Here is a 23,789-nt window from a genome sequence, read left to right on the forward strand (position 1 = left end):
CTGAAACAAGTACTTATAAAAACAGGCTTAACAGATCATTGAGGTAGCGGTGCCCGGTTGTGGTCACCTGCCATTCTTGCCCCTGGTTGGACAATAATTGTTTTTGTTGTGCCTGTTTTAAAGTCTCTTCGATTTTAGTCGAAGCTAAGCCTGTGTAGGCCTGAAATTCATCCAGGTGGAAAGGGGAATATAACCTCAGGCGGTTCATCATATATTCAAAGGGTAATTCTTCTTCCGCCACGGTTTTTAACTGATCCAGGTGCGGACGGTCTTTTTCCAGGTAACCTTTGGGATGTTTCACTTTTACCGTACGGTAAATTTCCCCGGTGTTAATATCGGTGAGCTTGCCGTGGGCACCGCAGCCGATGCCGAGATAGTCACCAAATTTCCAGTAATTTAAATTGTGCTGGCACTGGTAGCCTTCCCGGCTATAGGCAGAGATCTCATATTGGCGGTAACCCGCAGCCTCTAACAGGGCAATGCCTTGATCCTGTATCGTCCACAAGACTTCATCTTCCGGCAGCGTCGGCGGGCGAGAATAAAACGGGGTATTGGGCTCTATGGTGAGCTGGTACCAGGATAAATGTGTCGGATTTAAGCTGATAGCGGTTTTTAAATCATCCAGGGCGTTTTCTATGCTCTGTTGCGGCAGGCCGTGCATCAGGTCGAGGTTAAAGCTGGAGACACCGCATTGGGTGGCAAGCTCTGCCGCTTTGGCAGCCTGGCTGCCGTCATGAATACGGCCTAACTTGATCAGTTTATCCGAGGCGAAACTTTGCACTCCTATGGATAAACGGGAAACCCCTGCCTGGTAAAAACCACGGAACTTGCCAGCCTCCACCGTGCCGGGATTGGCTTCCAGGGTAATTTCAATGTCTGCCTGATGCTCAAACCGGGACAATACCTGGCTAAGCAGCGACTCTACCGCATCGGGAGAAAATAAACTCGGGGTGCCGCCGCCGATAAAAATGCTGTGCAGGGGGCGATCGCTAAGGTTAAAACGCTGAATATCGGCATCGAGATCCGCGATCAGCTCCCGGACATAATCGCCTTCGGGGATATCATGTTTTAAGGCATGGGAGTTAAAGTCACAATAGGGACATTTTTGTACACACCAAGGGATATGTATGTATAAAGAAAGCGGCGGCAATTGTAACACGATTATTTTCCGAAATGTTTAACAAGCTGGGCCAGTGCCTGGCCGCGGTGGCTTAATTGGTTTTTCACTTCCCTGGGCAGTTGTGCTGAGGTGAGCTGCTGTCCTTCCACCCAGAATACGGGGTCATAACCAAAGCCCTGCTCGCCCTGTTTTTCCAGGGTGATTTGGCCTTCCCAACTACCGAGGCAAATCACCGGCGTAGGATCTTCGCTATGGCGCATATAGACCAGGACGCAATGGAAGCGGGCGGTTCTTTTTTCTGCCGGTACGCCTTTTAACTGCTCCAGTAATTTGACGATATTATCATGGTCGCTGGCGTCTTCACCGGCATAACGGGCAGAATAAACCCCGGGGGCGCCGTTAAGGGCATCCACTTCCAGTCCCGAGTCATCGGCGATGGCGGGTTTGCCGGTGATTTTTGCCGCGTGGCGGGCCTTGATGATGGCATTTTCCACAAAGGTTGTTCCGGTTTCCGGAACATCCGGCACCTGGAAATCACTTTGCGGCACGATAGTGATCTGCTCGGCGGCCAATAATTCACTCAGCTCTTTTACTTTACCTTTATTGCCTGTGGCTAAGACGATAGTCGACATGCTTTACCCTTGTACTCGTCGCTGGATTTATGGTTAATAAGGTATCAAGACCCCAACCATGATTTATGGACGGCATAATACAGCAATGTCGGGTAAAGTGTGATAGAAACAGCATCAGAAAAGATAAATAATTCACTTTCCGGATGCATGCGCTTAATTCCGGAATATCGATAAATAATAATAAATCAAACAAATGTGATCTGACATGACGCTAAAAGACAGTATTTTAGGATTTTTGATCATTTTCCTCTGGGGTATTAACTTTGTGGTGATTGCCTGGGGGCTTGAAGGCATGCCGCCTTTGCTGATGGGCGCTTGCCGTTTCCTGCTGGTCGCCTTGATCGGCAGTTTATTTATTAAGCCGCCCAAGATGCCCTGGAAATGGTTACTGGCTTACGCCTTAACCTTAGGTTTTGGCCAGTTTGCTTTTTTGTTCTCAGCCATGGCCTTTGGTATGCCGGCAGGCTTGGCCTCGCTGGTGTTGCAATCCCAGGCGTTATTTACCTTGCTCTTTGCCGCCTTATTGTTAAAAGAAGGCATTAAGGGGCTACAGTTGCTGGCGATGCTGATAGCGGGCATAGGCTTGTATCTGGTGGCAGGAGGAGAAAGTGACCAGGCGAGTGCCATGACCACTTTAGGTTTTATCTTAACCCTGGCAGCAGCCATGTGCTGGGGGCTGGGCAATATTGTCAACCGAACCATCAATAAACGTGGCTATCAGGCCAATCTTGGCCTGGTGATCTGGTCAGCCTGGATCCCGCCGATTCCTTTTTTGCTGGCCAGTTATTACTTTGAAGGGGGCGAAGTGATACAGGAGGCACTGCTTAATATTCAGTTAACTACATTTGCGTCGTTACTTTATCTCGCACTTGCCGCCACTATTATCGGTTACAGTTTGTGGAGTTATTTATTGGGGCGTTATCCCGCTGCGCAAATCGCGCCGCTGACCTTAGGCGTACCTGTGGTGGGATTAGCTGCTGCCGCGTATTTTCTTGATGAGGTGATCAGCCTGCAGCAAGGGCTGGGCATTGCTTTGGTGATGTCTGGGCTGGTGCTTAATGTTGCCGGGGGTCGCCTGCTTGGCGGAGTGAGAAGTCTTTATGCCAATAAAGTGCTGAAAAAGAGTTAAAAGAGTAGAAAAAGGTTTGCCGGTTGATTAAATCGGCCGCAAACCTTTTACCGGAAGTGTTAGTCGACATAAAACTTTTGTGAAAACTTAATTTTATGTTTTTCAGTACCGTCTATGATGTCGATATCAAAATGTATGGTTTCTTCGTTGGAGTATTTGATTTGTGCCAGGTAATACACCGCCATACCTTCTTTAACTTCTCGAAATTCCAGCGATTTTATCTGGCCTAAGTCATTGCGGGCTTTACCCATCATCACTACGGTTTTTGCCGGGGTATTCTTCTGGCTGTTGTCGAGCACGGAAATATTCACCAGGCCGTTATAACGGCTGCGTTCTATACCATAAGCCTTGGCGATTTCCGGGGTTAAAAATGTTGCCCCTATGGCCATATAATGGACATCAAGGTTGCCGATTTTTTTCATGTTTTCTGCATTCGCCGAGGAGGCGAAAACTAAGCCGAGCAGCAAGCAGAGCAGGGGGCGGGAGAAGAAATTCATCGTTATGTTCCATATAGTTACTGGCTGTGGCCTTAAGTATAAGCCATAGCCTCAAAATAGGTTAGCAGCAGCTGAGATCTCAGCCGCTGCCTGTCGGGGATTAAAGCATGCGCCACACCGGGATAGCACCGCCGATGACGATATTAATGACATTTAATAATAAAAATGCCACCAATACCGATAAGTCCAGGCCGCCGATATTCGGGATGATCCGGCGGATCGGGCGTAAAAAGGGTTCGGTCAGCTGGTGAAAAATTACTTGGGTTGGGTTATATCCCTGTACCACCCAGCTCATCAAGGCCATGACCAGCATGATAATAAACAGCAATATTCCGGTTTGTTTCAACAGGTATAAAGCGCCAAAAATCATGGAACTTGGGATATCAAACGGACCGCCATTAAGTACCGGAATCACAATAAACTTTAAGCTGGCAACAAGGTAGGCCAGCAATAAGGTGGCGAGATCTATTCCGCCAAGGCCCGGAATTACACGGCGCAGCGGCACTACCATAGGGTTGCTGACTTTAACAATAAACTGGCTGAAGGGATTATAAAAGTCCGCCTTCACCAGCTGTAACCATAAACGCAGCACTAAGACCATCAGCAAGGCATCAAAGGCGAATCTCAGCAAATAATTAATTGCTTCCATTAAAAACTCCAATTATTGGGATGAAAAGACTCATTTCTTTCACGGCAAACATCTATTATTTATTATATAAATCAATAGTATTTTACCTGTTTAAAATGAGTTAGCCATTATTTTGCGCCATTTCCTGGCTACGTTGCAATGCCGCATCCATGGCTTTTGTAACTAATTGTGATAAATCCCCCTGGTAGAACTGGTTCAGGGCCGCCTGGGTAGCGCCGCCTTTGGAGGTCACGTTCTCACGCAACTGGCCGATGGAGTCGTCATTCTGGCATACCATTTGTGCCGCTCCCAGGGCCGTTTGTTGTACCAGCTTGCGGCTGTCCTCGGCGGAAAAGCCCAGGGTTTGTGCGTGCTGTTCCATGATTTCCATAAACAGGAAGAAGTAGGCGGGGGCGGAGCCGGAGACGGCGATAATATCATCAATCTGTTTTTCCTGCTCCAGCCACATTACTATGCCGACCGCTTTCATCATCTCGTCGGCGATATCGCGCTGCGCCTGGCTGGCTTCGGGAGAAGGAAAAATGCCGGTGACGCCAAGGCCCAACTGGGACGGGGTATTAGGCATGGTACGGATCACTGACTGGCCGCCCCCCAGTGCCGCCTGAATTTGCGCCATGGTGCAGCCGGCGGCGATAGAGATAAAACATTTATCCGAGATCTCCAGGTTTTGCCTGATTTGCTGGCAAACACCGGCGATCAGGTGAGGTTTAACCCCGAGCACTATGGTTGGAGCAAACTTGGCTGCTTCCAGGTTGTCCGGTGTCTGGTGAATACCGAATTCTTCAGCCAGAGCCAGGCGTTTTTCCGGCGAGGGGTTAGAGACGATAATATTTTCAGGGGCGAAGCCGTTGTTGATCAGGCCGGCGATAATGGCACGGTTCATATTACCGGCGCCGATGAATGCAATTTTATTCATAATGTACTCTTAAGTAGTTATTGTTCTCTTGAACCAAAAATAGCCGAACCAATTCGGACCATAGTTGAGCCGTTGGTTATCGCCGGTTGTAAATCGCCGGACATGCCCATCGACAGGGTATCGAGCTCGGGGTATTGTTGCTGTAATTGTCTAAACAAGTCCTGCATTTTGCTGTAGCTGGACAGCGGCGCATTTTTTTCCGGTATCGCCATGAGTCCCCGTAAACGTAAATGGGGACAACTTGCGATGACCCCGGCCAGTTCATCCAAGTCTGCGACAGTGACACCTGACTTGGATGCTTCGCCGCTAATATTGACTTGTAAACAGACGTTTAGCGGAGTATCGTGGCCGGAGCGGCCTTCATTGAGGCGCCGGGCGATTTTTACCCGGTCGATGCTGTGGACCCAGGAAAAGTTTTCGGCAATTGCCCGGGTCTTATTAGACTGGATCGGACCGATAAAATGCCAGCAAATGTCGGGTAAGTGTTGTAACTGTGCGATTTTATCCACCGCTTCCTGGACATAACTTTCGCCAAACGCCCGTTGTCCGCACTGGTAAGCCTGTTCGATTAAAGTGCCGGGTTTGGTTTTACTGACCGCCAGCAGCGCTACCGCTTCTTTGGGGCGGTTTGCCTGCTGGCAGCTGTGTGAAATTTGCTGTTCAATCAAGGCTAGATTATCTTTAATGTTAATCATTTAACTTATTTCATTTCCCAGTTATTTGTACGAAAATCAATTCGACAAAACATTGCCAAAGAGGTTGTTATGGACATTACCGAATTATTAGCATTTAGTGTGCAACATAATGCATCTGATTTACATCTATCCACGGGGACGCCGCCTTCCATCAGGGTTGACGGTGATGTCCGCAAGCTTAATATCCCGGCTTTTGATGAAAAAGACGTTAACGCTTTAGTCTATGATATTATGAACGACCGCCAGCGCAAAGACTATGAAGAAAATTTAGAAGTGGATTTTTCTTTTGAAGTGCCGAACCTGGCGCGTTTCAGGGTGAATGCCTTTAACCAGAACCGCGGTCCGGCGGCGGTGTTTCGTACTATCCCCAGTAAAATTTTGACTTTGGAAGACCTGGGCTGTCCGGATATCTTTCGCGATATCGCCGATAACCCGCGCGGTTTAGTCTTGGTGACAGGTCCTACCGGTTCGGGTAAATCCACCACCTTGGCGGCCATGGTGGATTATATCAACCAGAATAAACACGATCATATCCTGACCATAGAAGACCCGATAGAATTTGTGCATGACAATAAATCCTGCTTGATCAACCAAAGGGAAGTGCACAGAGATACCCTGAGCTTTAGTGCCGCGCTGCGTTCGGCGCTCAGGGAAGACCCGGATGTGATCCTGGTGGGGGAGATGCGGGATCTGGAAACCATACGTTTGGCGATGACCGCCGCAGAAACCGGTCACCTGGTATTTGGCACCTTACATACCACCTCGGCGCCGAAAACCATTGACCGTATTATTGATGTCTTCCCGGGAGAAGAAAAAGACATGGTGCGCTCTATGCTGTCTGAGTCGTTGCGGGCGGTTATTTCCCAAACGTTAGTGAAAAAAGTTGGCGGCGGCCGGGTGGCGGCCCATGAAATCATGATCGGGGTGCCGGCTATCCGTAACCTTATTCGTGAAGATAAAATCGCCCAGATGTATTCGGCCATTCAAACCGGTATGTCCCACGGTATGCAAACCATGGATCAATGCCTGTTGAACCTGGTCAACCGCGGCCTGATCTCACGCCAGGACGCCAGGGATAAAGCGGCGGATAAAAACCAGTTTGCCGGTTATTAACCGCAGCTACTTAACCTTTGATGCATAACAAGATTAACTTTCAGGTTTAGACAGGGTAAGGCTTATGACATTTCATGATTTACTGAGAAAAATGATCCAGGAAGACGCCTCGGATATGTTTGTTTCCGCCAAACTTGCCGTGAGCGCGAAAATTAACGGCGAGCTCCAGCCGATACATGATGAGATCCTAAGCCCGGAAGAAGCTTTGGGCTTAGTGCATGATGCCATGACAGCAAAGCAGAAGCAGGAGTTTGATGAAAGCAAAGAATGCAACTTTGCTATTTCTGTTGACGGTATCGGCCGTTTCAGGGTCTCGGCTTTCTGGCAGCGGGACATGGCGGGTATGGTGATCCGCCGTATCGTTACCGATATCCCGGATGTTGATGACCTTGGCTTGCCGTCGGTGCTTAAAGACGTGGTAATGTCCAAACGTGGTTTAGTGCTCTTTGTCGGTGGTACCGGCACGGGTAAGTCAACCTCTATGGCTTCCCTGATAGGTTTTCGCAACCGTAACTCCCGCGGCCATATTCTGACCATAGAAGATCCGGTGGAATTCGTGCATGACCACGGCAAGTGCATGGTGACTCAGCGCGAAGTGGGGCTGGATACCGAGTCGTTCGATGCCGCGCTGAAAAGTTCTCTGCGTCAGGCGCCGGATGTGATCTTAATCGGTGAGATCCGCAGCCAGGAAGTCATGGAATATGCGCTCAGTTTCGCCGAAACCGGGCATTTATGTATTGCTACTCTGCACGCCAACAATGCCAACCAGGCTATCGACCGTATCATGCACCTGGTACCGGCGGAGCAGCATGGCAAGTTGCTGTTTGACCTGGCGCTGAACCTGCGCGGTATTATTGCCCAGCAACTGATCCCCACCTCAGACGGCAATGGCCGGGTAGCGGCCATTGAGATTTTGCTTAATTCTCCTTTTGTTGCCGAACTCATTAAAAAAGGCGAAGTGGGCAGCATTAAAGAGGTGATGGAAAAGTCCAACGAACTGGGGATGCAAACCTTTGATCAGGCACTGTTTAATCTGTACCAGCAAGGGCAAATCAATTATGCCGATGCCCTGCATCATGCCGATTCACCTAATGATCTGCGCTTGATGATCAAACTGCGCAGCAATGACCAAACCGGGCTGGGGGGCCTGAGCGGCGTTACCATAGACGGTCTGGAGCCGGATACCGATAATTAACCGTTTCAGCTGAGCTGTTCCCGCCTTTTAGGGTTTATCCTAAAAACCATAACCAGGCGGGAACGGTAAACACCGACATCACAGTGCTGACCACCACGGCACCGGCCAGGGTTTCCTGGTGTACCTCCTGCATCTTGGCAATCAAATAGGCGTTTACCCCGATAGGACTGGCGCTTAAAATCACCAATACCGTAATGATCATCGGCTCCAGCTGGAACAGGTAAAAGGCGGCGCCGTAAACCATAGCCGGTAAAATCATCAGCTTAAAAATACTTGCCAGCATGATAAAGTTGATTTCATTACGTACCTGGTAATAGGCCAGTGAAGCGCCGAGAATAAACAGCGCCAGGGTGATCGCCGGTTTACCCAAGAGTTGCAGGGCATCGCCGATAACCCCGGGTAAAGGAATTGCCAGCAGGTTAACTACCAGCCCGGATAAGATGCTGATGATCAGCGGGTTGTTAAAGGTCTGTTTAAAAAATCCCTGCCAGTCAAAGCGCTGCCTTTTAGGTAAGGCGCTATCAGAAGGTGTTTGCTCCTGTGGCGCACCACGGGCGGCAATGGCGCTGGTGAGGCCAAACAATAAGGTGCTGTGGAAGGTGATAATTAAAAACACCAGCGCCACCACTTGCTCGCCTATCACTGCCAGTAATACCGGCAAACCGACAATCACGGTATTGGAATAACTGGCCCCGAGGGCAAATACCGCCGAGGCGGGATAATGTTTTTGATACTTTTTGTGGAAAAAATAATTAGCCAGTCCCGCCAACAGAAAACAGCAAAGCAGCGGCAGGTAAAATCCGGCAAAGAATTTCGCATCTACCATGTTGGAAAAATCGGCATTGGCCATTTGGTAAAATAAAAAGGCCGGAATGGAGTAAAAGAAAGTAAATTTACTTAAGGCATCTACCTGGCTTTTATTTAATTTATTGCTTTTGCATAAAATAAAGCCCAGCAGGGCCACCAGGATAAGAGGGGAGGTAACTGAAATTATATTCATTAAGGTTTGTGTGGCCCGGGGTGTCGTTATGTGTTTATGATTCAGTAAGTATTAAAGCACCGGTAAAGACGCAGGTGAAGTAAGTGCTTTATTTTTTCCTTGCTCCCGCTTGTACCTCAGGAGCAAAGTAAGGAATTAGCCGTAGAGGTGTTCAAAATAGCTTTCGATGATCAGCTTGGCAGACTGGGCATCAATGTTGTCTTTTTTCAGGTTGCGATAGCCCCCCTGGGCAAATAACCTTTCTTTGGCATCGGCTGTGGTCAGCCTTTCGTCCTGAAACTCTACTTTTTTACCAAAGCGTCCGGCGAGGCGGTTGCCGAATTTTTTCGCATCCAGGGTCAGCTGTTGTTCGCTGCCGTCCATATTCAAAGGTAAACCTACCACCAGGTAATCCGGTTGCCATTCTTTAAGGTACTTTTCCAGGTTGTCCCAGTGGGGAATACCGTCGTTGGCTTTGACCGACCCCAGCGGGGAGGCACTGCCGGTGAGCTCCTGGCCGACGGCGACACCGATATACTTTTTACCAAAATCAAAACCTAATACCGTGCGTTCGCCGATATTTTTACTGCTGCGGCTCATTAACTATGTCCTGCTCTTGTTCATTGTGCTGTTTATTGTATTTGTTACCTGCGACATTAAGCATGGCCGACATCGGAAGACAGGTTGGCGATATTGATGCCGATTTTTTCGGTGGCCTTTTTCCAGCGCTCTTCTATCGGGGTATTAAAGAGGATATCGTTGTCGGCATCGATCACCAGCCAGGAGTTTTGCTGTATTTCTTCTTCCAGCTGCCCCGGTCCCCAACCGGAATAACCTAAAGTGACCATAAAGTGCTCCGGCGCCTTGTCCGTGCCCAGGGCCATCAGGATATCTTTTGAGGTGGTGATCATCACATCGTCACTTAACGATAAAGAGCTGTTCCAGCCGCTTTGCGGGCTATGCAAGACAAAGCCCCTTTGCTGCGACACCGGGCCGCCGGAAAGCACCTGCTGCTCTAATTTCGGGTTCTCTTCCAGGCCGTCGTCTATCTGGGTCAGCAATTCGTTTAAGGTGATATTTACCGGCATATTAATCACCAGTCCCATAGCGCCTTCGTCATTATGTTCGCAGATATAAGTGACGGTTTTACTAAAGTACGAGTCTCCCAATGAAGGCATCGCAATAAGAAATTGGTTCTCTAAGCTTTCCATTTTTTACCTCCGATAATCACCTTAAACATTTACTTTAGCCATTTCCTTAGCTCTTTCCCGAGCTTTTTTGATAGAGAAAAAGGTTCGCTTATCGACCCAGACGTGACTCTATCGCGTCCATTAATTTGCCGCTGATATTGATCGGGTACGCTGCTTCAATCTCCCTGATGCAGGTTGGACTGGTGACATTGATTTCCGTCACCTTGTCGCCGATCACATCCAAACCGACAAAAATTAACCCGCGTTTTTTCAGTTCCGGCGCTATGGTTTCGGCAATATAGCGATCGCTGGCGGTTAACGGTCTTGCTTCGCCGCGTCCGCCGGCGGCCAGGTTACCGCGGGTTTCACCCTGGGCCGGGATCCGTGCCAGGCAGTAGGGCATAGGCTCGCCGTCAACAATCAAAATACGTTTATCGCCGTCTTTAATTTCCGGCATGTACTCTTGAACCATAGCATATTGGCTGCCATGTGCGGTAAGCGTTTCTAAAATGACGCCGATATTGGCATCGTTCGGTTTGATATGGAAAATGGAAGAGCCGCCCATGCCGTCCAGGGGTTTGATAATGACGTCTTTATGCTGCTGGTGAAACTTGCGGATGCGCTCGCAATCCCGGGTGACCATGGTTTTGGCGGTAAGCTCACTAAACCAGGCGGTGAACAGTTTTTCATTGCAGTCGCGCAGGCTTTGCGGTTTGTTGACTATCAGGGTACCTTCAAGCTCAGCCCGCTCCAGCATATAGGTGGCGTAAATATATTCGGTATCAAAAGGCGGATCTTTACGCATCAGTACCGCATCGAGTTCGCTGATGGCAATATCTTTAGGGTCGCTGAGCTCATACCAATGTTCGGTGTCATTAAAGACCCGCACGCGATGGGTCTGTGCCCGTGACTCTCCCTGGTCCAGATATAAATCCTGCATCTCCATGTAGTAGATTTCATAACCCCGGGTTTGTGCTTCGAGCATCATCGCCATCGAGGAATCTTTTTTTACGTTCACCTGCGAGATGGGATCCATCACGATACCAAGTTTGATTGTCATTTAATTTTCCTATGTTCTTTAAGCTAAATCACCAAATCGGCACTGCAATGCCGAAATTGCCGTTAAGGCTGCCGTTTCTGTGCGTAATACCCTGGGGCCAAGTAAAATATCAATAAAACCGGCGTTATTGGCCTGGCTTATTTCCTCGTCACTTAATCCGCCTTCCGGGCCGATCAACAACCTCACCCTCTGATTTTCTTGCGGTAAGGTCATGATGGAGTGTTTCGCCCTGGGATGTAAATTCAGTTTTAACGCCGAGGTTTCCTGGCTAAACCAGTCGGATAAACTAACAGGGTCGGTCACCTTAGGCACGGCGCAGCGGCCGCTTTGTTCGCAGGCACTGATGACGATTTTCTGCCACTGGTCGCGTTTTTTTGCCAGGCGTTCACCGCTGAGTTTTACCCCGCAACGTTCGGTAAATAACGGAGTGATGGTATTTACCCCGAGTTCCACCGACTTTTGCAGGGTAAAATCCATACGATCGCCCCGGGAGATCCCCTGGCCTAAATGGATATTTAACGGTGATTCGTTTTCCACCACCTGGCGCTCGGTCAGTAATACCTCGGCTTGTTTCTTACCGACGTTGATCAGCTCTCCCTGGTACTGGCAGTAGTTACCCCCGTCTTCTCTTTGACCATTAAATAAGGTGACCATATCACCCTCATTTAATCTGAGTACCCTGATGGTATGACCGAATGCATCGGCATTTAATTGCACTTTTTCGCCAACTTTTAACGGCTGGTCTTGATAAATTCGCGGATTTCGCATCTCTGGTTAAGGGTTACCTTAGGTCATTTATTTCCGCCGTTTTATACCCGGTTCTCTTTCACTAGCTAGTGAATTGATTAACTTGTTTATTTAGGCGGAAATTTAAAAAAGTCTCTGCTACCAAGATAAGGGCGCCGGAGTTAAATTACAATGGCGGAGGGAATTTTTCTCTTTTCGAGAGGCATAAGCTGAAATGCATTTGTATCTTTATATAAACCTTGCTCCTGTTCATCCATGAACGCGCAGGATAAATACTTCCATGTATAAAAAAACCAACACAATAATTGTGTTGGTTTAGGGTTTTTTAAAACTCGGTGTGAGCTTGATTTATAAACCGGCAGCCTGGCGTAATTCGTCGGCTTTGTCGGTTTTTTCCCAGGTAAAGGCGGTGAAGGTATCATCGCCGACCGTCATTTCAAACGGGGTGCGGCCGAAGTGACCGTAGGCTGCTGTCGGACGATACATAGGGTGTAATAAATCCAGCATCTTAGTGATGGCATACGGACGTAAGTCAAAGTGTTCACGTACCAAAGCAACCAGCTTGTCGTTGGCAATTTTACCGGTGCCGAAAGTTTCCACGTGAATAGACGTCGGCTCGGCAACACCGATAGCATAAGAAATTTGAATTTCACAACGGTCGGCAAGACCGGCAGCCACGATGTTTTTCGCCACATAACGGCCAGCATAGGCGGCGCTGCGGTCAACTTTTGACGGATCTTTACCGGAGAAAGCACCGCCGCCGTGGCGTGCCATGCCGCCGTAGGTATCCACGATGATTTTACGGCCGGTTAAACCACAATCGCCTACCGGGCCGCCGATAACAAAGTTGCCGGTGGGGTTGATATGAAACTTAGTGGCTTTGGTCAGCAATTCTTCCGGCAAGGTGTGCTTGATGATCAGCTCCATTACCGCTTCCTGCAAGTCAGACTGTTTGACTTCCGGGTTATGCTGGGTGGATAACACTACGGTGTCGATGGCAACCGGCTTGTCATTTTCATAAACAAAAGTGACCTGGCTTTTGGCATCCGGGCGTAACCACGGCAGCAGGCCGGACTTTCTCGCTTCAGCCTGACGCTCGACAATACGGTGTGAGTAACAAATCGGTGCCGGCATCAATACGTCGGTTTCGTTGCTGGCATAACCGAACATTAACCCCTGATCGCCGGCGCCCTGATCTTCCGGCTTAGAGCGGTCAACGCCCTGGGCAATATCTACAGACTGTTTACCAATAAGGTTCATGATGCCGCAGGTACTGCCGTCATAACCGACTTCAGAAGAGGTATAACCTATATCATTGATCACATTACGGGTCAGTTCTTCCAGATCAACCCAGGCTGAAGTTGAGATTTCACCCGAGATGATAGCAACACCGGTTTTTACCATGGTTTCACAGGCAACCCGTGCATATTTATCTTCAGCGATGATGGCATCAAGCACCGCATCGGAAATTTGGTCGGCAATTTTATCCGGATGACCTTCAGAAACCGATTCCGAAGTAAAAAGATGTGTAGACATAAACCCTCAATATCAATTAACAAGTACCTGGCAAGACTCACAGGTGTAACTAGCGTTAAAATTTTTCACAATTCTACCTTTATGTTAAAGCTTTTTCTATTATTATTTACGCCTAGATGGCTAAATGGCTTGAATTTATAATCCAGGCTGCTGGTGAAATTGTTTGCTGAAGAAGGGGGAAAGCACAGAGGATGAGTATTTAAGGCGATGACTTATAAGTGAATAAATTAATTTTCACTGCTGCTATATGCGAGGGATTTTATAATGCCAGCTCTTCCAGTGATACGGACCCTTGCCATAATTGTGAAAAAAGCTGGTATTGCTCCCGGTTAATTACCTGCTCCGATGTTTGCTTTGCCTCTTGAAGGAAGGATGAAGTAAAAAAGCGGATATTGCCGTTTTGGCACTTCGGGGCGCAAAGCTGATGCCTGTCCAGCTGGCGTTTTAATTCCCGGGTAACGGGAGTTGCGGTTTCAATGACCTTAATACCCGGACCTGTGATCAATTGAATTTTTTCCAGTAAAAAAGGGTAGTGGGTGCAGCCGAGCACTAAGGTGTCTATGCCTTGTGTCATCAGGGGGTGTAAATACTGCTGTAATAAGCCGGTGCATTCAGGGCTGTTTAACTTTCCTTGTTCAATTAACTCCACCAGTCCGGGACAGGGCTGGATAAAGACTTCTACCCCGACACTGTATTTTTCTACCAGGGATAAAAAGCGCTGGTTTGTTGCCGTGGCGCTGGTCACCAGCAGGGCAACCTTTTTGCTTTTACTATGCTTTGCGGCGGGTTTAATCGCCGGTTCAACCCCGATCACCGGCAAGGCGACTTGTGCCCTAAGCTGGTCTATGGCATTGACGGTCGCGGTATTACAGGCGATCACCAGGGCTTTGGCATTTAACTTAATTAACTGTCCGGCAATTAAATTGACTCTTTCTGTGATCAGCTCAACCCCTTTGTCGCCATAGGGAGCATAGGCGCTGTCGGCCACGTAAACCAGTTGTTCTTGAGGTAAATGTTGTCGGATACACTTCGCAATGGACAAGCCGCCGACGCCGGAATCAAAAATGCCGATTGTTGCCGGTGGTTGGTTTTCACCTGTCTGGTTGTTGGCTAAAGCTGTCAGCTGTTGTTTAAGTGTGTTTGATGTCATTACCTGCCGGGGATCTTATTATGGCCTATCGCCGGGCATTTATATTGGCTTTTCCCGGGAAAGTAAAGTTTCACTTATATAAGAGCTTAAAAAAGGGGTTTAAAATATTATGTAAAGTTTAATGTTTACATAGTGGGGTTGCTTTGCTATTTTACTTAGCAACCTTGTTGTATATAAAAAGGGAAATTATCAATGCACAGTGATGTCTCACTCTCCAGGATCAAACAATTCCCGCCCTTGATTTGGATTTTATTGTTTGGCGCTTTTATTACCCGTGGCAGTTATTACATGGTATGGCCGTTCCTGGCGGTCATTTTATATCAAAAATTTGCTATTTCAGCGACCGAAGTAGGGCTGATTTTATCGGCTGCCGCCCTGGTTTCGGTGTTTATCGGTTTTGTCGGCGGCGCCTTGTCAGATCACTTTGGCCGTCACCAGTTGATGTTTGCCAGCGGCTTGTTGTACGTAGTTTCTTTTTCTTTGTTGGCTAGTGCCGAAACTTTGCCCGGATATGTGTTAATTATTACCTTGTGTTCAATTGCCAAGGCTATCTGGGAGCCGCCGACTTCGGCGTTAATCGGCGATTTGCTTGAAGATGCTAAAACCCGGGAATTGGCGATGCAGGCGCGCTACTTTGTTGTTAATGTGGGGGCAGCATTGGGACCTATGCTGGGGGTCTGGTTTGGCTTTACCGGTCAGCAATCGAGTTTTTATATTACCGCCGGTTGTTTTGCCTTATTGTTGGTGATACTCAAATGGGGTTTTGCCCAGCAGGGGAAAGTGGCCGCTGCTCAGAAAAAAGGGGAAGAAAGCAGCCTTGAGCAGGTAGACAGCCCTATACAGGTAGATAGCCCTGAGCAAGAAAATAGCCAGATAAGGCAAACCTTAAGCATCCTCAAGCAGGACAGGGTACTGCAATGCCTGATCCTGGCGAATATTCTTTGCATGTTCATCTATTCACAAATGGATACCTCCCTGGTCCAGTACCTGACCCGGGCCGAGGTGCCTGACTTATTGCAGCTCATTTCGGCGATGATAGTCACCAACTCACTGGTGATCATTTGTTTCCAGTTTGTGTTGCTGAAAATGATGGCGGCACTGGCAATTGTTAAACGTATTCAAATCGGCTTAGGGATCCTTATCTGCTCCCAGATTTGGCTGGCGCTTAATCCGCTCACTTTCTTTTGGGGTTGGATCGGTGCCGTGGTGGTGATGTCGCTGGCGGAAGCGATATTATTCCCAACCATGAATGTGCATATCGACCGCCTGGCACCGGCTCATCTGCGCGGCGCCTACTTCGGTGCGGCATCCTTTTATTCCATGGGTTTTGCCATTGCCCCGTTTGGCGGCGGCTTGATTTTAGACCACTTTGGCGGACCTGCTTTGTTCTTTAGCGGTGCTTTACTGTGTTTAGTGGTGATTTACTTGTACAGCCTGCTCGATAAACTGCCCAGGCCGGAGTTTGACGGGGAAGCTAAAAAGACTGACCAAGCCGTGTTAGGGTGAAGGCCAAGAGATTAAGGTTTACATGGAAGTAGACCGTCAGGAAATACAGAGAAATAAAGTAAGTTAAGATGTTAAACAGGATGAATATCCCGGGGAGATGGTGTTGAAACTTATTTCCGTAAAAAGAATTAGTGCTTCCAGAATGCCGCCGTCAATGTCAGCCCTTGAACACCGTGTGCTCAAGGCGGAAATAGCACATCACCCGTAGGCTTCCTGATACGAGCCAGGCTTGCACAATAGATAACGTTTAACTTCCTTATGTAAAACTTATCGGCTCAGGGACATAATTGACAAACAAACATCCCAGAAGACTGAATTCATTATAGCTAAACATTATCGGGCAATGTAAGTATTTTATTGCGATAAAAGACGTGAATTACGCTTTTTTTTACTTGATTTTTCCCGCCGTTTTGACTCGTTATTCTTCCGGGTTGTTTTTTTGCTCGATAAGCGCCTGTTCTATGGTCGCCTGCAATAACTGGATTTGTTCCTGGGTTTGTTGCTGCTCCTGCTCTTTTTGTTGCTGCAACTGTAGCAGGTCGTTGCTCAGGTTTAATGCCGTCAATAGCAGGGCTTGCTCCAGGGTGGCAACCGCAGGGCTGCTTCTGGTTTTTTCCAGGCGGGCATTTAATTCACTGGCAGCAGAAATCAGCGCTGATTCCTGACCCTGCGGGCAGGCAACCTTTAACCTTTTATCAGCAATTTTAATTTCAATGGTCTGCGGGCTCATAGCGGCAACAAATTCCTGGTGATCTCTTAACTAAAGCAAGGGGCATTAACCTTAGCTTAGTACAACTTAACTTATTGTATTCTATTGGTTGTTTTATTAAAAATATTCTTGGTAAACAATTATTTCTTAAAATAAGTCACCTCGTGCCCGCACTATAACGGCGCAGCCTTGACTATGCAAGGAGCAGCGCCAAGATATTCACTGCCCGGGGCGAGTTTAACTCTATCCTGTCAGCTGCGGGCTTAGGGCAGCCTTTTCTGATATCCTTTTCTGGTATCAAAGCCAGGCTGGTGTTAGGATAGCGGCTAATTAATTTAAGGTGAAATTAGAGACTTATGGCTGACGAAACAAGATTAGACTTTGCCTCGGTGCAGGCAGTCATTACAGCTTCAGGTGTTAATGCCCACGGTGCGGAGTTACACGGAGTATTAACGGGCTTGATTTGCGCAGGTTTTTCTTTTGATGATCATGATTATATGGCGATGATCAATGACTTGTTCAATAATGGCGAAGGTTTGCCGAAAGACCTTAAAGATGTTGTAAAACAAATGTTTGGTGAGGTATGGCAAGACTTGCTTGATGAGTCGTACCGTTTTCAGCTGTTATTGCCCGACGATGACGAAACCATAGTCGAACGTGGTCATGCCCTGGGTGTCTGGGTGCAGGGCTTTAACTTAGGTTTTGGCCTGCAGCAAAAAAATAACCCGGTATTATCCGATGATGTCAAAGAAGTACTGACCGACTTTGCTGAAATCGCCAACCTCTCTGACGATGTTGAAGAAGACGAAGAAACCGAGCAGGCCTATTATGAAATAGCTGAATATGCCCGGATGTCGGCATTATTATGTTTTAGCGAATTAGGCACGCCTCCGAGCGAGCCGGAAGATCCCCAGCAACCTAAGACCCTGCATTAATGATGAAACACACCTTATTAGCGGTTAGTGAATTTACCGGCCGGCGCGAGCGTTTTTTTGAGCAGATGCCGGATAACAGTGTCGCACTTTTTGCTGCTGCCGAAGAAGTGACCCGCAGCAACGATACCGAATATCCGTTTTGCCAGAATAAAAACTTTTACTACCTGACCGGCTTTAATGAACCGGACGCCTTGTTGCTGCTTATCAAGCAAAAAGAAGCAGACGAGCTTGTCTGTCAGTCGGTATTGTTTTGCCGGGAGAAAAACCCGATGCAGGAAATCTGGCACGGCCGGCGCATTGGTCCTGAGCAGGCGTCAGGGGAATACGGTTTTGATGCCAGTTTTGCCTGTGAAGAAATTGATGAGTTAGTACCTAAATACCTTGAAGATAAAGCGCAACTGCTGTTTTGTCAGGGGGCGGATGAAAAATTTGACCGCCGGGTGCTTAACTGGAACAGCCAGGTAAAAGCTAAAGTCAGGCAGGGGGGCAAGGCCCCGGGTGTGTTGATTGATTGCAGCGCTATTATTGATGAAATGCGTTTGATTAAATCGCCGGACGAACTTGATATCATGCGTCAGGTCAACCGCATCAGCGGTCAGGCGCATCAAAGGGCGATGGAGAAAACCCGTCCGGGTAAATTTGAATACCAGATTGAAGCCGAACTGTTGCATGAATTTGCCCGCCACGGCGCCCGTCATCCGGCCTACGGCTCTATTGTTGCCGGCGGCGATAATGCCAATATCCTGCATTACACCGACAATAACGATATCTTAAAAAATAATGAACTGTTATTGATCGATGCCGGCGGTGAGCTGGCCGGTTATGCTGCCGATATTACCCGTACCTTCCCGGTAAACGGCAAATTTACCCCGGAGCAAAAGGCCATTTACCAGCTGGTGCTTGATGCCCAGGAGCTGGCGATTGAAGCCATTGCCCCGGGGAAAACCCTGGCTTACCTTAACGAAATCACCTGTGAATTTTTGACCCGGGGACTACACCAGTTAGGTATTTTAACCGGTGACTTGGATGAACTGATTGCTGCCCGTGCATGTAAAAAATACTTTATCCATGGCCTCGGCCACTGGCTGGGATTAGATGTGCATGATGTCGGCGATTATCAGGTAGATAAAAAACGTCAGCAATTACGTGCTTTTGAACCGGGTATGGTGATGACCATAGAGCCTGGGCTTTATATTCCTTTGCATGATGTTAATGAAGACATTGCAACGCCGGTGGATGAGAAATGGCGCGGTATCGGTGTGCGTATCGAAGATAATATCCTGGTGACTGAAACCGGCTATGAAAACCTGACCGTCAATGCCCCGAAAGCCATAGCTGAGATCGAAGCCCTTATGTCTGAAAATGCAGGGGCTGCAGCAGATGTTACGGCTCAAAACAGCCACTAATTCAGCCAAGGACAGCTAATGACAGACGTATTAGGCGCTAATGTCCCACTTGACGGGGAATTAAGCCATTTCGATGTGGTGATTTCCGGCGGCGGCTTATCCGGCGCGCTAATGGCGCTGAGTTTAGCCCCGTTAAAGCAGGCAAACGGTCGGCCTTTATCAATTGCCATTGTTGAAGCCAATCCCGTGGTGAAAGAGGTATCGCTGAGTTTTGACGACAGGGTGCTGGCGCTTTCCCACGGCACCAGTGCTTATTTACAAGCGCTGGGTGCCTGGCAGTATCTGCAACAAGACGCCGAGGCAATTAAAACCATTCATATTTCCGATCGCGGCCATTACGGCAAGGCCCGGGTGTATGCCGAAGATCACCAGGTACCGGCTTTAGGTTATGTGGTGGAAATGGCGCTGATCGGCAAGGCCCTGCTTAAGTCGCTGGAAAGTTTCAGCAATATTTGCTGGTACCGTCCCGACAGCATAGCAAAAATCCACTGGCAAACGGACAAGGTCAGCCTGGCACTGAGCTCGGGCCAGGGCTTAACTACCAAGTTGCTGCTGGGGTGTGACGGCGGCATGTCGGCCTGTCGGGAGTTTGCCAATATCAAGGTGCGCCAGCAAAGCTATCAGCAGTCGGCGTTAATTGCCAATGTCAGCACCGCTATTCCCCATTCGGGTGTCGCTTACGAACGTTTTACCGAAACCGGGCCTATCGCCATGTTGCCTTTATCCGGCGACCGCTGTTCGCTGGTATGGACCTTAACCCCGCAGCAGGCGGAAGAAATACAGGGCCTGGATGATCAAGCGTTTAAGCGGGCACTGGAAGATGCCTTTGGCAGCTATTTAGGACAGATCACCCAAACAGGTGAGCGCTTTGTTTATCCCCTTAATCTTATCCAGGCAGAGCAGCAGGTGTATCACCGCATGGCGCTGGTGGGTAATGCCTCACATACCATACATCCGATAGCTGGACAGGGTTTTAACCTGGGGGTCAGGGATGTTGAGCAACTGGCGGCCCTGATAAAAGCGGCGCTGGAGCAAAACCAGGATATAGGTAATTTTGCCCTGTTAAGCAACTACCAGGAGCAAAGGGCGGCGGATCAGCAGCAAGTGATCACCTTAACCGACTCTTTAGTGACGCTTTTCTCCAACCGCTTGCCGCCGTTAGTGGCGGGGCGCAATATCGGCCTTAAGGTATTAAATTATCTGTCGCCGCTGAAAAATGCCTTTGTGCAAAAGACCATGGGTTATTAATAAAACCCTTTATTGGCTGATAAAGCGCTGACAATAAAGGGCTTACAACAAAAAGTTTAGAGCAATAAGCATGCAAAAATTTGATGTACTTATCGTCGGGGGCGGCATGGTCGGCCTGACACTGGCATTGGCTATTCGCAAGCAAAGTGATTTAACAGTCGCCCTTGCCGATACCCAGGCATTGACAGAGTTAACCGACCAGCCAGAAATCCGGGTGAGCGCCATTAACGCTGCCAGCCAGCAAATTTTTACCCGCTTAAATGTCTGGGATGATATTGTCGGGCAAAGGTCCCAGCCTTATCATCATATGCATATCTGGGATAAGGCCGGTTATGGCAAGCTTGATTTTAACCTTGATGATGTCAGCGGCAGCAGCAAACCGGATCAGCTGGGCTGGATCATCGAAAACAAGGTGATCCGCAATGCCCTGTGGCATAAAGCCCAGATGGATGAAGGCATCAGCTTTTTTACCGATGAAGCCATTGCCAGCATCGGGGTCGGGGAAAGTGAAGTTTTTGCCAGTTTCGGTTCAAGTATGCCGATCACTGCCAGGTTGCTGGTGGGAGCCGATGGCGCTAATTCCTGGGTGCGCAAGCAAATCAATATGCCGATCACCTTTCGTGATTACGACCACCATGCCCTGGTGGCAACGGTGAGCTGTGAGCAGGGGCATCAGGATACCGCCTGGCAGGTTTTTCTGCCCACCGGCCCTTTGGCTTTCCTGCCCCTTTATCAGCAAAATCTATGCTCCATTGTCTGGTCGACTTCCCCCGAGGAAGCACAACGGCTGCGCGGCCTGGATAAAGTAGCCTTTGGCAAAGAAATTACCGCAGCCACCGATGGCAAGTTGGGCCGGGTAAACCTGGAAAGCGAACTGGGCTGTTATCCGCTGATGATGCGCCTGGCACAGGATTTTGTGAAAGATAAAGTGGTATTAATCGGTGATGCCGCCCACACCATACATCCGCTGGCCGGGCAGGGGGTCAACCTGGGATTGCTTGATGCCGCAGCATTAGCGCAAACCCTCACCGGGCAATTGGCAGCGGAGCAGCCAAGTCTGGATAACATCAGTAATGAAATACTGTTAAAGCAGTTTGCCCGCTGGCGTAAATCCGAAGCGGCGGAAATGATCGCGGCGATGGAGGCGATCAAGCAGCTGTTTACCCCGCAACAGGAAGTGAGCAAGCTTATTCGCGGTATCGGCATGTCTTTGCTGGATAACTTTTCCCCGGCGAAAAAGCAGTTGATCCGCCAGGCGCTGGGTTATAAAGGTAAGTTGCCCGAACTGGCTAAATAAGCCGGGTAAAGTAGATGTCAGGACCGGTTTTATTGCTTTAAAAACCGGTTTGTTTTTTCTGAAAGGATCTGGCAGCAGCTTCCCTTAAAAACGAAAACCTGTGTCTGCTTAGACACAGGTTTTTTTGTTGATGCTGATCCCACAAAAACCGTCATTTATGACAGGAAATTTCCCTGTAGAATATTCTCCGGTATCGATAATTCACGCCTGCTGAAATTGAACTATATTTTTAAAATGTACCTCTTTGAAAATATAATTTGGTATTATTCAAATAGTCGGTTTTTTATTTGAAAATTGTGGTTTTGTCTGTTGAATCACCAGTTACTCACCGCTATAATCCATGCCAACTTTGTAATTTTTCAGTTTTAATCCTAGCTTTTATCAGGATCAAAAACTCATCACCAGGTGAAACGCAATGACGAATAAAACCGTATTACATGCAAAACACGTAGCCGCCGGCGCGAAAATGGTTGATTTTCACGGCTGGGACATGCCGATTAACTATGGCTCGCAGATAGAAGAGCACCATGCCGTGCGTCAGGATGCCGGTATGTTTGATGTCTCCCACATGACTATCGTGGATATCAAAGGCAGCGGCGTGAAGGCGTTTTTGCGTTATTTACTGGCCAATGATGTTGAAAAACTCAATGTCAGCGGTAAAGCGTTATACACCGGCATGTTAAACCATGAAGGTGGCGTGATTGATGATTTAATTGTTTATTTCCTGGCAGATGATTTTTACCGCTTAGTGGTAAACTCCGCCACCCGTGAAAAAGATCTGGCCTGGATGAGCGAACAGTCGGCTGACTTTGACGTTACCATCACCGAGCGTCCTGAGTATGGCATGATTGCGGTACAAGGCCCTCAGGCAAAAGCTAAAGTGGCCACCATTCTTGACGCCGAGCAAACCGCTGCCGTTGACGGTATGAAGCCGTTTTTTGGCGTGCAGGCGGGTGAGTTATTTGTTGCCACCACAGGTTATACCGGTGAAAGCGGTTATGAAATTGTTGTTCCTGAAACCATGGCAGAAGATTTATGGCAGCAATTAACCGACGCCGGTGTGCAGCCTTGTGGTTTAGGCGCACGTGATACCCTGCGTTTGGAAGCGGGCATGAATCTTTATGGCCTGGACATGGACGAAAGCGTATCGCCGCTGGCAGCCAACATGGCCTGGACCATCAGCTGGGAGCCAAGCGATCGTGACTTTATCGGCCGTAAAGCCCTTGAAGCGCAAAAAGCCGCCGGTGACCAACACAAACTGGTTGGCCTGGTACTTGAAGAAAAAGGCGTACTGCGCAGCGGTTTAAAAGTGATGGTTAACGGTGAAGAAGGGGTGATCACCTCAGGTACTTTCTCGCCGACCTTAGGTCACAGTATTGCCATGGCCCGGGTACCGCGCTCTATCGGCGAAACCTGCGAAGTAGAAATGCGTAAAAAACTGGTAACGGTACAGGTTATCAAGCCAAGTTTTGTTCGCAATGGCAAAAAAGTTTTCTAAACTCTATTTAAACCAAATTGATAGTGTTTAATAATTAGCCCTGCTGTTTGTAATAGGCATAATATCAAGCCATTGCAGCAGGGATAATCGGGTCCGGTTTCAAACAAAATTAACTAGCAAAGATAATAAATTAGGAACAAAAAGATGAGCAACATTCCTTCAGAACTAAAATATGCAACATCGCACGAATGGGTACGTAACGAAGGTGACGGTACGGTAACTATCGGTATTACCGAGCACGCACAAGAATTGTTAGGTGATATGGTCTTTGTTGAGTTGCCTGAAGTGGGTGAAAGCATCAGCACGGGTGACGATGTTGCCGTGGCTGAGTCGGTAAAAGCTGCTTCTGACATTTACGCGCCGATTTCTGGTGAAGTAGTTGAAGTGAATGAAGATTTAGAAGATTCACCTGAGCTGGTCAACTCAGACGCTTTTGGTGACGGCTGGATGTTTAAGGTTAAGCTTGACGATGAGTCAGAGCTGAACGACTTACTTGACGCCGAAGGTTACGCAAACTCCATCGACGAAGATTAATTCTTTGTTGTTAACTTAATTTCAAGCCCCGCACTGATCTTTGATGTC

Annotated in this window: 24 protein-coding genes and 1 other RNA gene; 10 read left to right on the top strand and 15 right to left on the bottom strand. The window is 48.3% G+C overall.

Translation table 11 applies throughout. The features are described from left to right. Positions 1-13 precede the first annotated feature (13 nt). Positions 14-1,159 (bottom strand): radical SAM family heme chaperone HemW, encoded by a 1,146-nt coding sequence (hemW, locus tag QL234_RS22010; RefSeq protein WP_281559922.1) that lies wholly within the window; start codon positions 1,157-1,159, stop codon positions 14-16. 2 nt (positions 1,160-1,161) lie between these two features. Then, positions 1,162-1,752, bottom strand: a complete 591-nt coding sequence (locus tag QL234_RS22015; RefSeq protein WP_281559923.1) for an XTP/dITP diphosphatase — start codon at positions 1,750-1,752, stop codon at positions 1,162-1,164. A gap of 205 nt (positions 1,753-1,957) precedes the next feature. Here QL234_RS22015 and QL234_RS22020 point away from each other — a divergent pair, with 205 nt between their 5' ends. Continuing rightward, positions 1,958-2,881, top strand: a complete 924-nt coding sequence (locus QL234_RS22020; protein WP_281559924.1) for an EamA family transporter — start codon at positions 1,958-1,960, stop codon at positions 2,879-2,881. 59 nt (positions 2,882-2,940) lie between these two features. Here QL234_RS22020 and QL234_RS22025 read toward each other — a convergent pair whose 3' ends face one another. From QL234_RS22025 to QL234_RS22040, 4 genes are all read right to left on the bottom strand, one after another. Continuing rightward, on the bottom strand, positions 2,941-3,378 hold the full coding sequence (locus QL234_RS22025) for a DUF4426 domain-containing protein (RefSeq protein ID WP_281559925.1): 438 nt from the start codon (positions 3,376-3,378) through the stop codon (positions 2,941-2,943). Between the two features lie 100 nt (positions 3,379-3,478). Continuing rightward, on the bottom strand, positions 3,479-4,027 hold the full coding sequence (locus QL234_RS22030; RefSeq protein WP_281559926.1) for a YggT family protein: 549 nt from the start codon (positions 4,025-4,027) through the stop codon (positions 3,479-3,481). 100 nt (positions 4,028-4,127) lie between these two features. Beyond that, the gene (gene proC, locus QL234_RS22035) at positions 4,128-4,943 is read right to left on the bottom strand and encodes a pyrroline-5-carboxylate reductase (RefSeq protein ID WP_281559927.1); all 816 of its coding nucleotides are present in this window, start codon (positions 4,941-4,943) and stop codon (positions 4,128-4,130) included. A gap of 17 nt (positions 4,944-4,960) precedes the next feature. Then, positions 4,961-5,638, bottom strand: coding sequence for a YggS family pyridoxal phosphate-dependent enzyme (locus tag QL234_RS22040; RefSeq protein WP_281559928.1), 678 nt, complete (start codon positions 5,636-5,638; stop codon positions 4,961-4,963). 69 nt (positions 5,639-5,707) lie between these two features. On the opposite strand from QL234_RS22040, the gene QL234_RS22045 reads away from it, so the two are divergent. After that, the gene (locus tag QL234_RS22045; RefSeq protein ID WP_281559929.1) at positions 5,708-6,751 is read left to right on the top strand and encodes a type IV pilus twitching motility protein PilT; all 1,044 of its coding nucleotides are present in this window, start codon (positions 5,708-5,710) and stop codon (positions 6,749-6,751) included. 64 nt (positions 6,752-6,815) lie between these two features. After that, positions 6,816-7,946, top strand: coding sequence for a PilT/PilU family type 4a pilus ATPase (locus QL234_RS22050; protein ID WP_281559930.1), 1,131 nt, complete (start codon positions 6,816-6,818; stop codon positions 7,944-7,946). Positions 7,947-7,980: 34 nt separating this feature from the next. On the opposite strand, the gene QL234_RS22055 is transcribed toward QL234_RS22050, so the two are convergent. From QL234_RS22055 to murI, 7 genes are all read right to left on the bottom strand, one after another. Continuing rightward, on the bottom strand, positions 7,981-8,946 hold the full coding sequence (locus tag QL234_RS22055) for an AEC family transporter (protein ID WP_281559931.1): 966 nt from the start codon (positions 8,944-8,946) through the stop codon (positions 7,981-7,983). Positions 8,947-9,081: 135 nt separating this feature from the next. After that, positions 9,082-9,525, bottom strand: coding sequence for a Holliday junction resolvase RuvX (ruvX, locus tag QL234_RS22060; protein ID WP_281559932.1), 444 nt, complete (start codon positions 9,523-9,525; stop codon positions 9,082-9,084). Positions 9,526-9,581: 56 nt separating this feature from the next. Continuing rightward, a complete protein-coding gene (locus QL234_RS22065) occupies positions 9,582-10,136 on the bottom strand; it encodes a YqgE/AlgH family protein (RefSeq protein WP_044832993.1) in 555 nt (184 codons plus the stop codon). A gap of 88 nt (positions 10,137-10,224) precedes the next feature. After that, entirely contained in the window at positions 10,225-11,175 is a 951-nt protein-coding gene (gshB, locus tag QL234_RS22070; RefSeq protein WP_281559933.1) for a glutathione synthase, read from the bottom strand. Positions 11,176-11,193: 18 nt separating this feature from the next. Then, positions 11,194-11,943 (bottom strand): 16S rRNA (uracil(1498)-N(3))-methyltransferase, encoded by a 750-nt coding sequence (rsmE, locus tag QL234_RS22075; RefSeq protein ID WP_281559934.1) that lies wholly within the window; start codon positions 11,941-11,943, stop codon positions 11,194-11,196. Positions 11,944-12,270: 327 nt separating this feature from the next. Then, complete coding sequence (gene metK, locus QL234_RS22080; RefSeq protein ID WP_281559935.1) at positions 12,271-13,458, bottom strand: methionine adenosyltransferase; 1,188 nt, start codon at positions 13,456-13,458, stop codon at positions 12,271-12,273. A 259-nt stretch (positions 13,459-13,717) separates the two neighbouring features. Beyond that, positions 13,718-14,608, bottom strand: coding sequence for a glutamate racemase (murI, locus tag QL234_RS22085; protein WP_281559936.1), 891 nt, complete (start codon positions 14,606-14,608; stop codon positions 13,718-13,720). Positions 14,609-14,800: 192 nt separating this feature from the next. Here murI and QL234_RS22090 point away from each other — a divergent pair, with 192 nt between their 5' ends. After that, the gene (locus tag QL234_RS22090; protein WP_281559937.1) at positions 14,801-16,114 is read left to right on the top strand and encodes an MFS transporter; all 1,314 of its coding nucleotides are present in this window, start codon (positions 14,801-14,803) and stop codon (positions 16,112-16,114) included. 130 nt (positions 16,115-16,244) lie between these two features. On the opposite strand, the gene ssrS is transcribed toward QL234_RS22090, so the two are convergent. Further along, a non-coding RNA gene (gene ssrS, locus QL234_RS22095) (6S RNA) lies at positions 16,245-16,427 on the bottom strand. A gap of 105 nt (positions 16,428-16,532) precedes the next feature. Continuing rightward, entirely contained in the window at positions 16,533-16,844 is a 312-nt protein-coding gene (gene zapA / locus QL234_RS22100; protein WP_281559938.1) for a cell division protein ZapA, read from the bottom strand. A gap of 335 nt (positions 16,845-17,179) precedes the next feature. Between zapA and QL234_RS22105 the strand changes: the two genes are divergently transcribed. The 6 genes from QL234_RS22105 (at position 17,180) to gcvH (ending at position 23,741) form a co-directional block, all read left to right on the top strand. After that, the gene (locus QL234_RS22105; RefSeq protein WP_281559939.1) at positions 17,180-17,758 is read left to right on the top strand and encodes a UPF0149 family protein; all 579 of its coding nucleotides are present in this window, start codon (positions 17,180-17,182) and stop codon (positions 17,756-17,758) included. A 2-nt stretch (positions 17,759-17,760) separates the two neighbouring features. Further along, positions 17,761-19,164 carry a Xaa-Pro aminopeptidase gene (pepP, locus tag QL234_RS22110; protein WP_281560134.1) on the top strand — a complete coding sequence of 468 codons (1,404 nt, stop codon included), beginning with the start codon at positions 17,761-17,763 and terminating at the stop codon, positions 19,162-19,164. Between the two features lie 18 nt (positions 19,165-19,182). Next, positions 19,183-20,412 (top strand): 2-octaprenyl-6-methoxyphenyl hydroxylase, encoded by a 1,230-nt coding sequence (ubiH, locus tag QL234_RS22115; protein WP_281559940.1) that lies wholly within the window; start codon positions 19,183-19,185, stop codon positions 20,410-20,412. 70 nt (positions 20,413-20,482) lie between these two features. Further along, positions 20,483-21,709 carry an FAD-dependent monooxygenase gene (locus QL234_RS22120; RefSeq protein ID WP_281559941.1) on the top strand — a complete coding sequence of 409 codons (1,227 nt, stop codon included), beginning with the start codon at positions 20,483-20,485 and terminating at the stop codon, positions 21,707-21,709. 415 nt (positions 21,710-22,124) lie between these two features. After that, positions 22,125-23,207, top strand: a complete 1,083-nt coding sequence (gene gcvT / locus QL234_RS22125) for a glycine cleavage system aminomethyltransferase GcvT (protein ID WP_281559942.1) — start codon at positions 22,125-22,127, stop codon at positions 23,205-23,207. Between the two features lie 144 nt (positions 23,208-23,351). After that, positions 23,352-23,741, top strand: a complete 390-nt coding sequence (gene gcvH, locus QL234_RS22130) for a glycine cleavage system protein GcvH (RefSeq protein WP_281559943.1) — start codon at positions 23,352-23,354, stop codon at positions 23,739-23,741. Positions 23,742-23,789 lie beyond the last annotated feature (48 nt).

The organism is Thalassomonas sp. RHCl1, assembly GCF_947387555.1.
Classification (GTDB): domain Bacteria; phylum Pseudomonadota; class Gammaproteobacteria; order Enterobacterales; family Alteromonadaceae; genus Thalassomonas.

Excerpts from the sequence above, each read along its gene's own strand:
- QL234_RS22090 (WP_281559937.1), top strand. The coding sequence starts at position 14,801 with ATGCACAGTGATGTCTCACTCTCCAGGATCAAACAATTCCCGCCCTTG.
- gcvT (WP_281559942.1), top strand. The coding sequence starts at position 22,125 with ATGACGAATAAAACCGTATTACATGCAAAACACGTAGCCGCCGGCGCG.
- QL234_RS22050 (WP_281559930.1), top strand. The coding sequence starts at position 6,816 with ATGACATTTCATGATTTACTGAGAAAAATGATCCAGGAAGACGCCTCG.
- QL234_RS22120 (WP_281559941.1), top strand. The coding sequence starts at position 20,483 with ATGCAAAAATTTGATGTACTTATCGTCGGGGGCGGCATGGTCGGCCTG.
- murI (WP_281559936.1), bottom strand. The coding sequence starts at position 14,608 with ATGACATCAAACACACTTAAACAACAGCTGACAGCTTTAGCCAACAAC.
- QL234_RS22055 (WP_281559931.1), bottom strand. The coding sequence starts at position 8,946 with ATGAATATAATTTCAGTTACCTCCCCTCTTATCCTGGTGGCCCTGCTG.
- QL234_RS22030 (WP_281559926.1), bottom strand. The coding sequence starts at position 4,027 with ATGGAAGCAATTAATTATTTGCTGAGATTCGCCTTTGATGCCTTGCTG.
- zapA (WP_281559938.1), bottom strand. The coding sequence starts at position 16,844 with ATGAGCCCGCAGACCATTGAAATTAAAATTGCTGATAAAAGGTTAAAG.
- ubiH (WP_281559940.1), top strand. The coding sequence starts at position 19,183 with ATGACAGACGTATTAGGCGCTAATGTCCCACTTGACGGGGAATTAAGC.
- proC (WP_281559927.1), bottom strand. The coding sequence starts at position 4,943 with ATGAATAAAATTGCATTCATCGGCGCCGGTAATATGAACCGTGCCATT.
- gcvH (WP_281559943.1), top strand. The coding sequence starts at position 23,352 with ATGAGCAACATTCCTTCAGAACTAAAATATGCAACATCGCACGAATGG.
- QL234_RS22065 (WP_044832993.1), bottom strand. The coding sequence starts at position 10,136 with ATGGAAAGCTTAGAGAACCAATTTCTTATTGCGATGCCTTCATTGGGA.
- QL234_RS22105 (WP_281559939.1), top strand. The coding sequence starts at position 17,180 with ATGGCTGACGAAACAAGATTAGACTTTGCCTCGGTGCAGGCAGTCATT.
- QL234_RS22025 (WP_281559925.1), bottom strand. The coding sequence starts at position 3,378 with ATGAATTTCTTCTCCCGCCCCCTGCTCTGCTTGCTGCTCGGCTTAGTT.
- metK (WP_281559935.1), bottom strand. The coding sequence starts at position 13,458 with ATGTCTACACATCTTTTTACTTCGGAATCGGTTTCTGAAGGTCATCCG.
- QL234_RS22040 (WP_281559928.1), bottom strand. The coding sequence starts at position 5,638 with ATGATTAACATTAAAGATAATCTAGCCTTGATTGAACAGCAAATTTCA.
- rsmE (WP_281559934.1), bottom strand. The coding sequence starts at position 11,943 with ATGCGAAATCCGCGAATTTATCAAGACCAGCCGTTAAAAGTTGGCGAA.
- QL234_RS22015 (WP_281559923.1), bottom strand. The coding sequence starts at position 1,752 with ATGTCGACTATCGTCTTAGCCACAGGCAATAAAGGTAAAGTAAAAGAG.
- gshB (WP_281559933.1), bottom strand. The coding sequence starts at position 11,175 with ATGACAATCAAACTTGGTATCGTGATGGATCCCATCTCGCAGGTGAAC.
- QL234_RS22045 (WP_281559929.1), top strand. The coding sequence starts at position 5,708 with ATGGACATTACCGAATTATTAGCATTTAGTGTGCAACATAATGCATCT.
- QL234_RS22020 (WP_281559924.1), top strand. The coding sequence starts at position 1,958 with ATGACGCTAAAAGACAGTATTTTAGGATTTTTGATCATTTTCCTCTGG.
- pepP (WP_281560134.1), top strand. The coding sequence starts at position 17,761 with ATGAAACACACCTTATTAGCGGTTAGTGAATTTACCGGCCGGCGCGAG.
- ruvX (WP_281559932.1), bottom strand. The coding sequence starts at position 9,525 with ATGAGCCGCAGCAGTAAAAATATCGGCGAACGCACGGTATTAGGTTTT.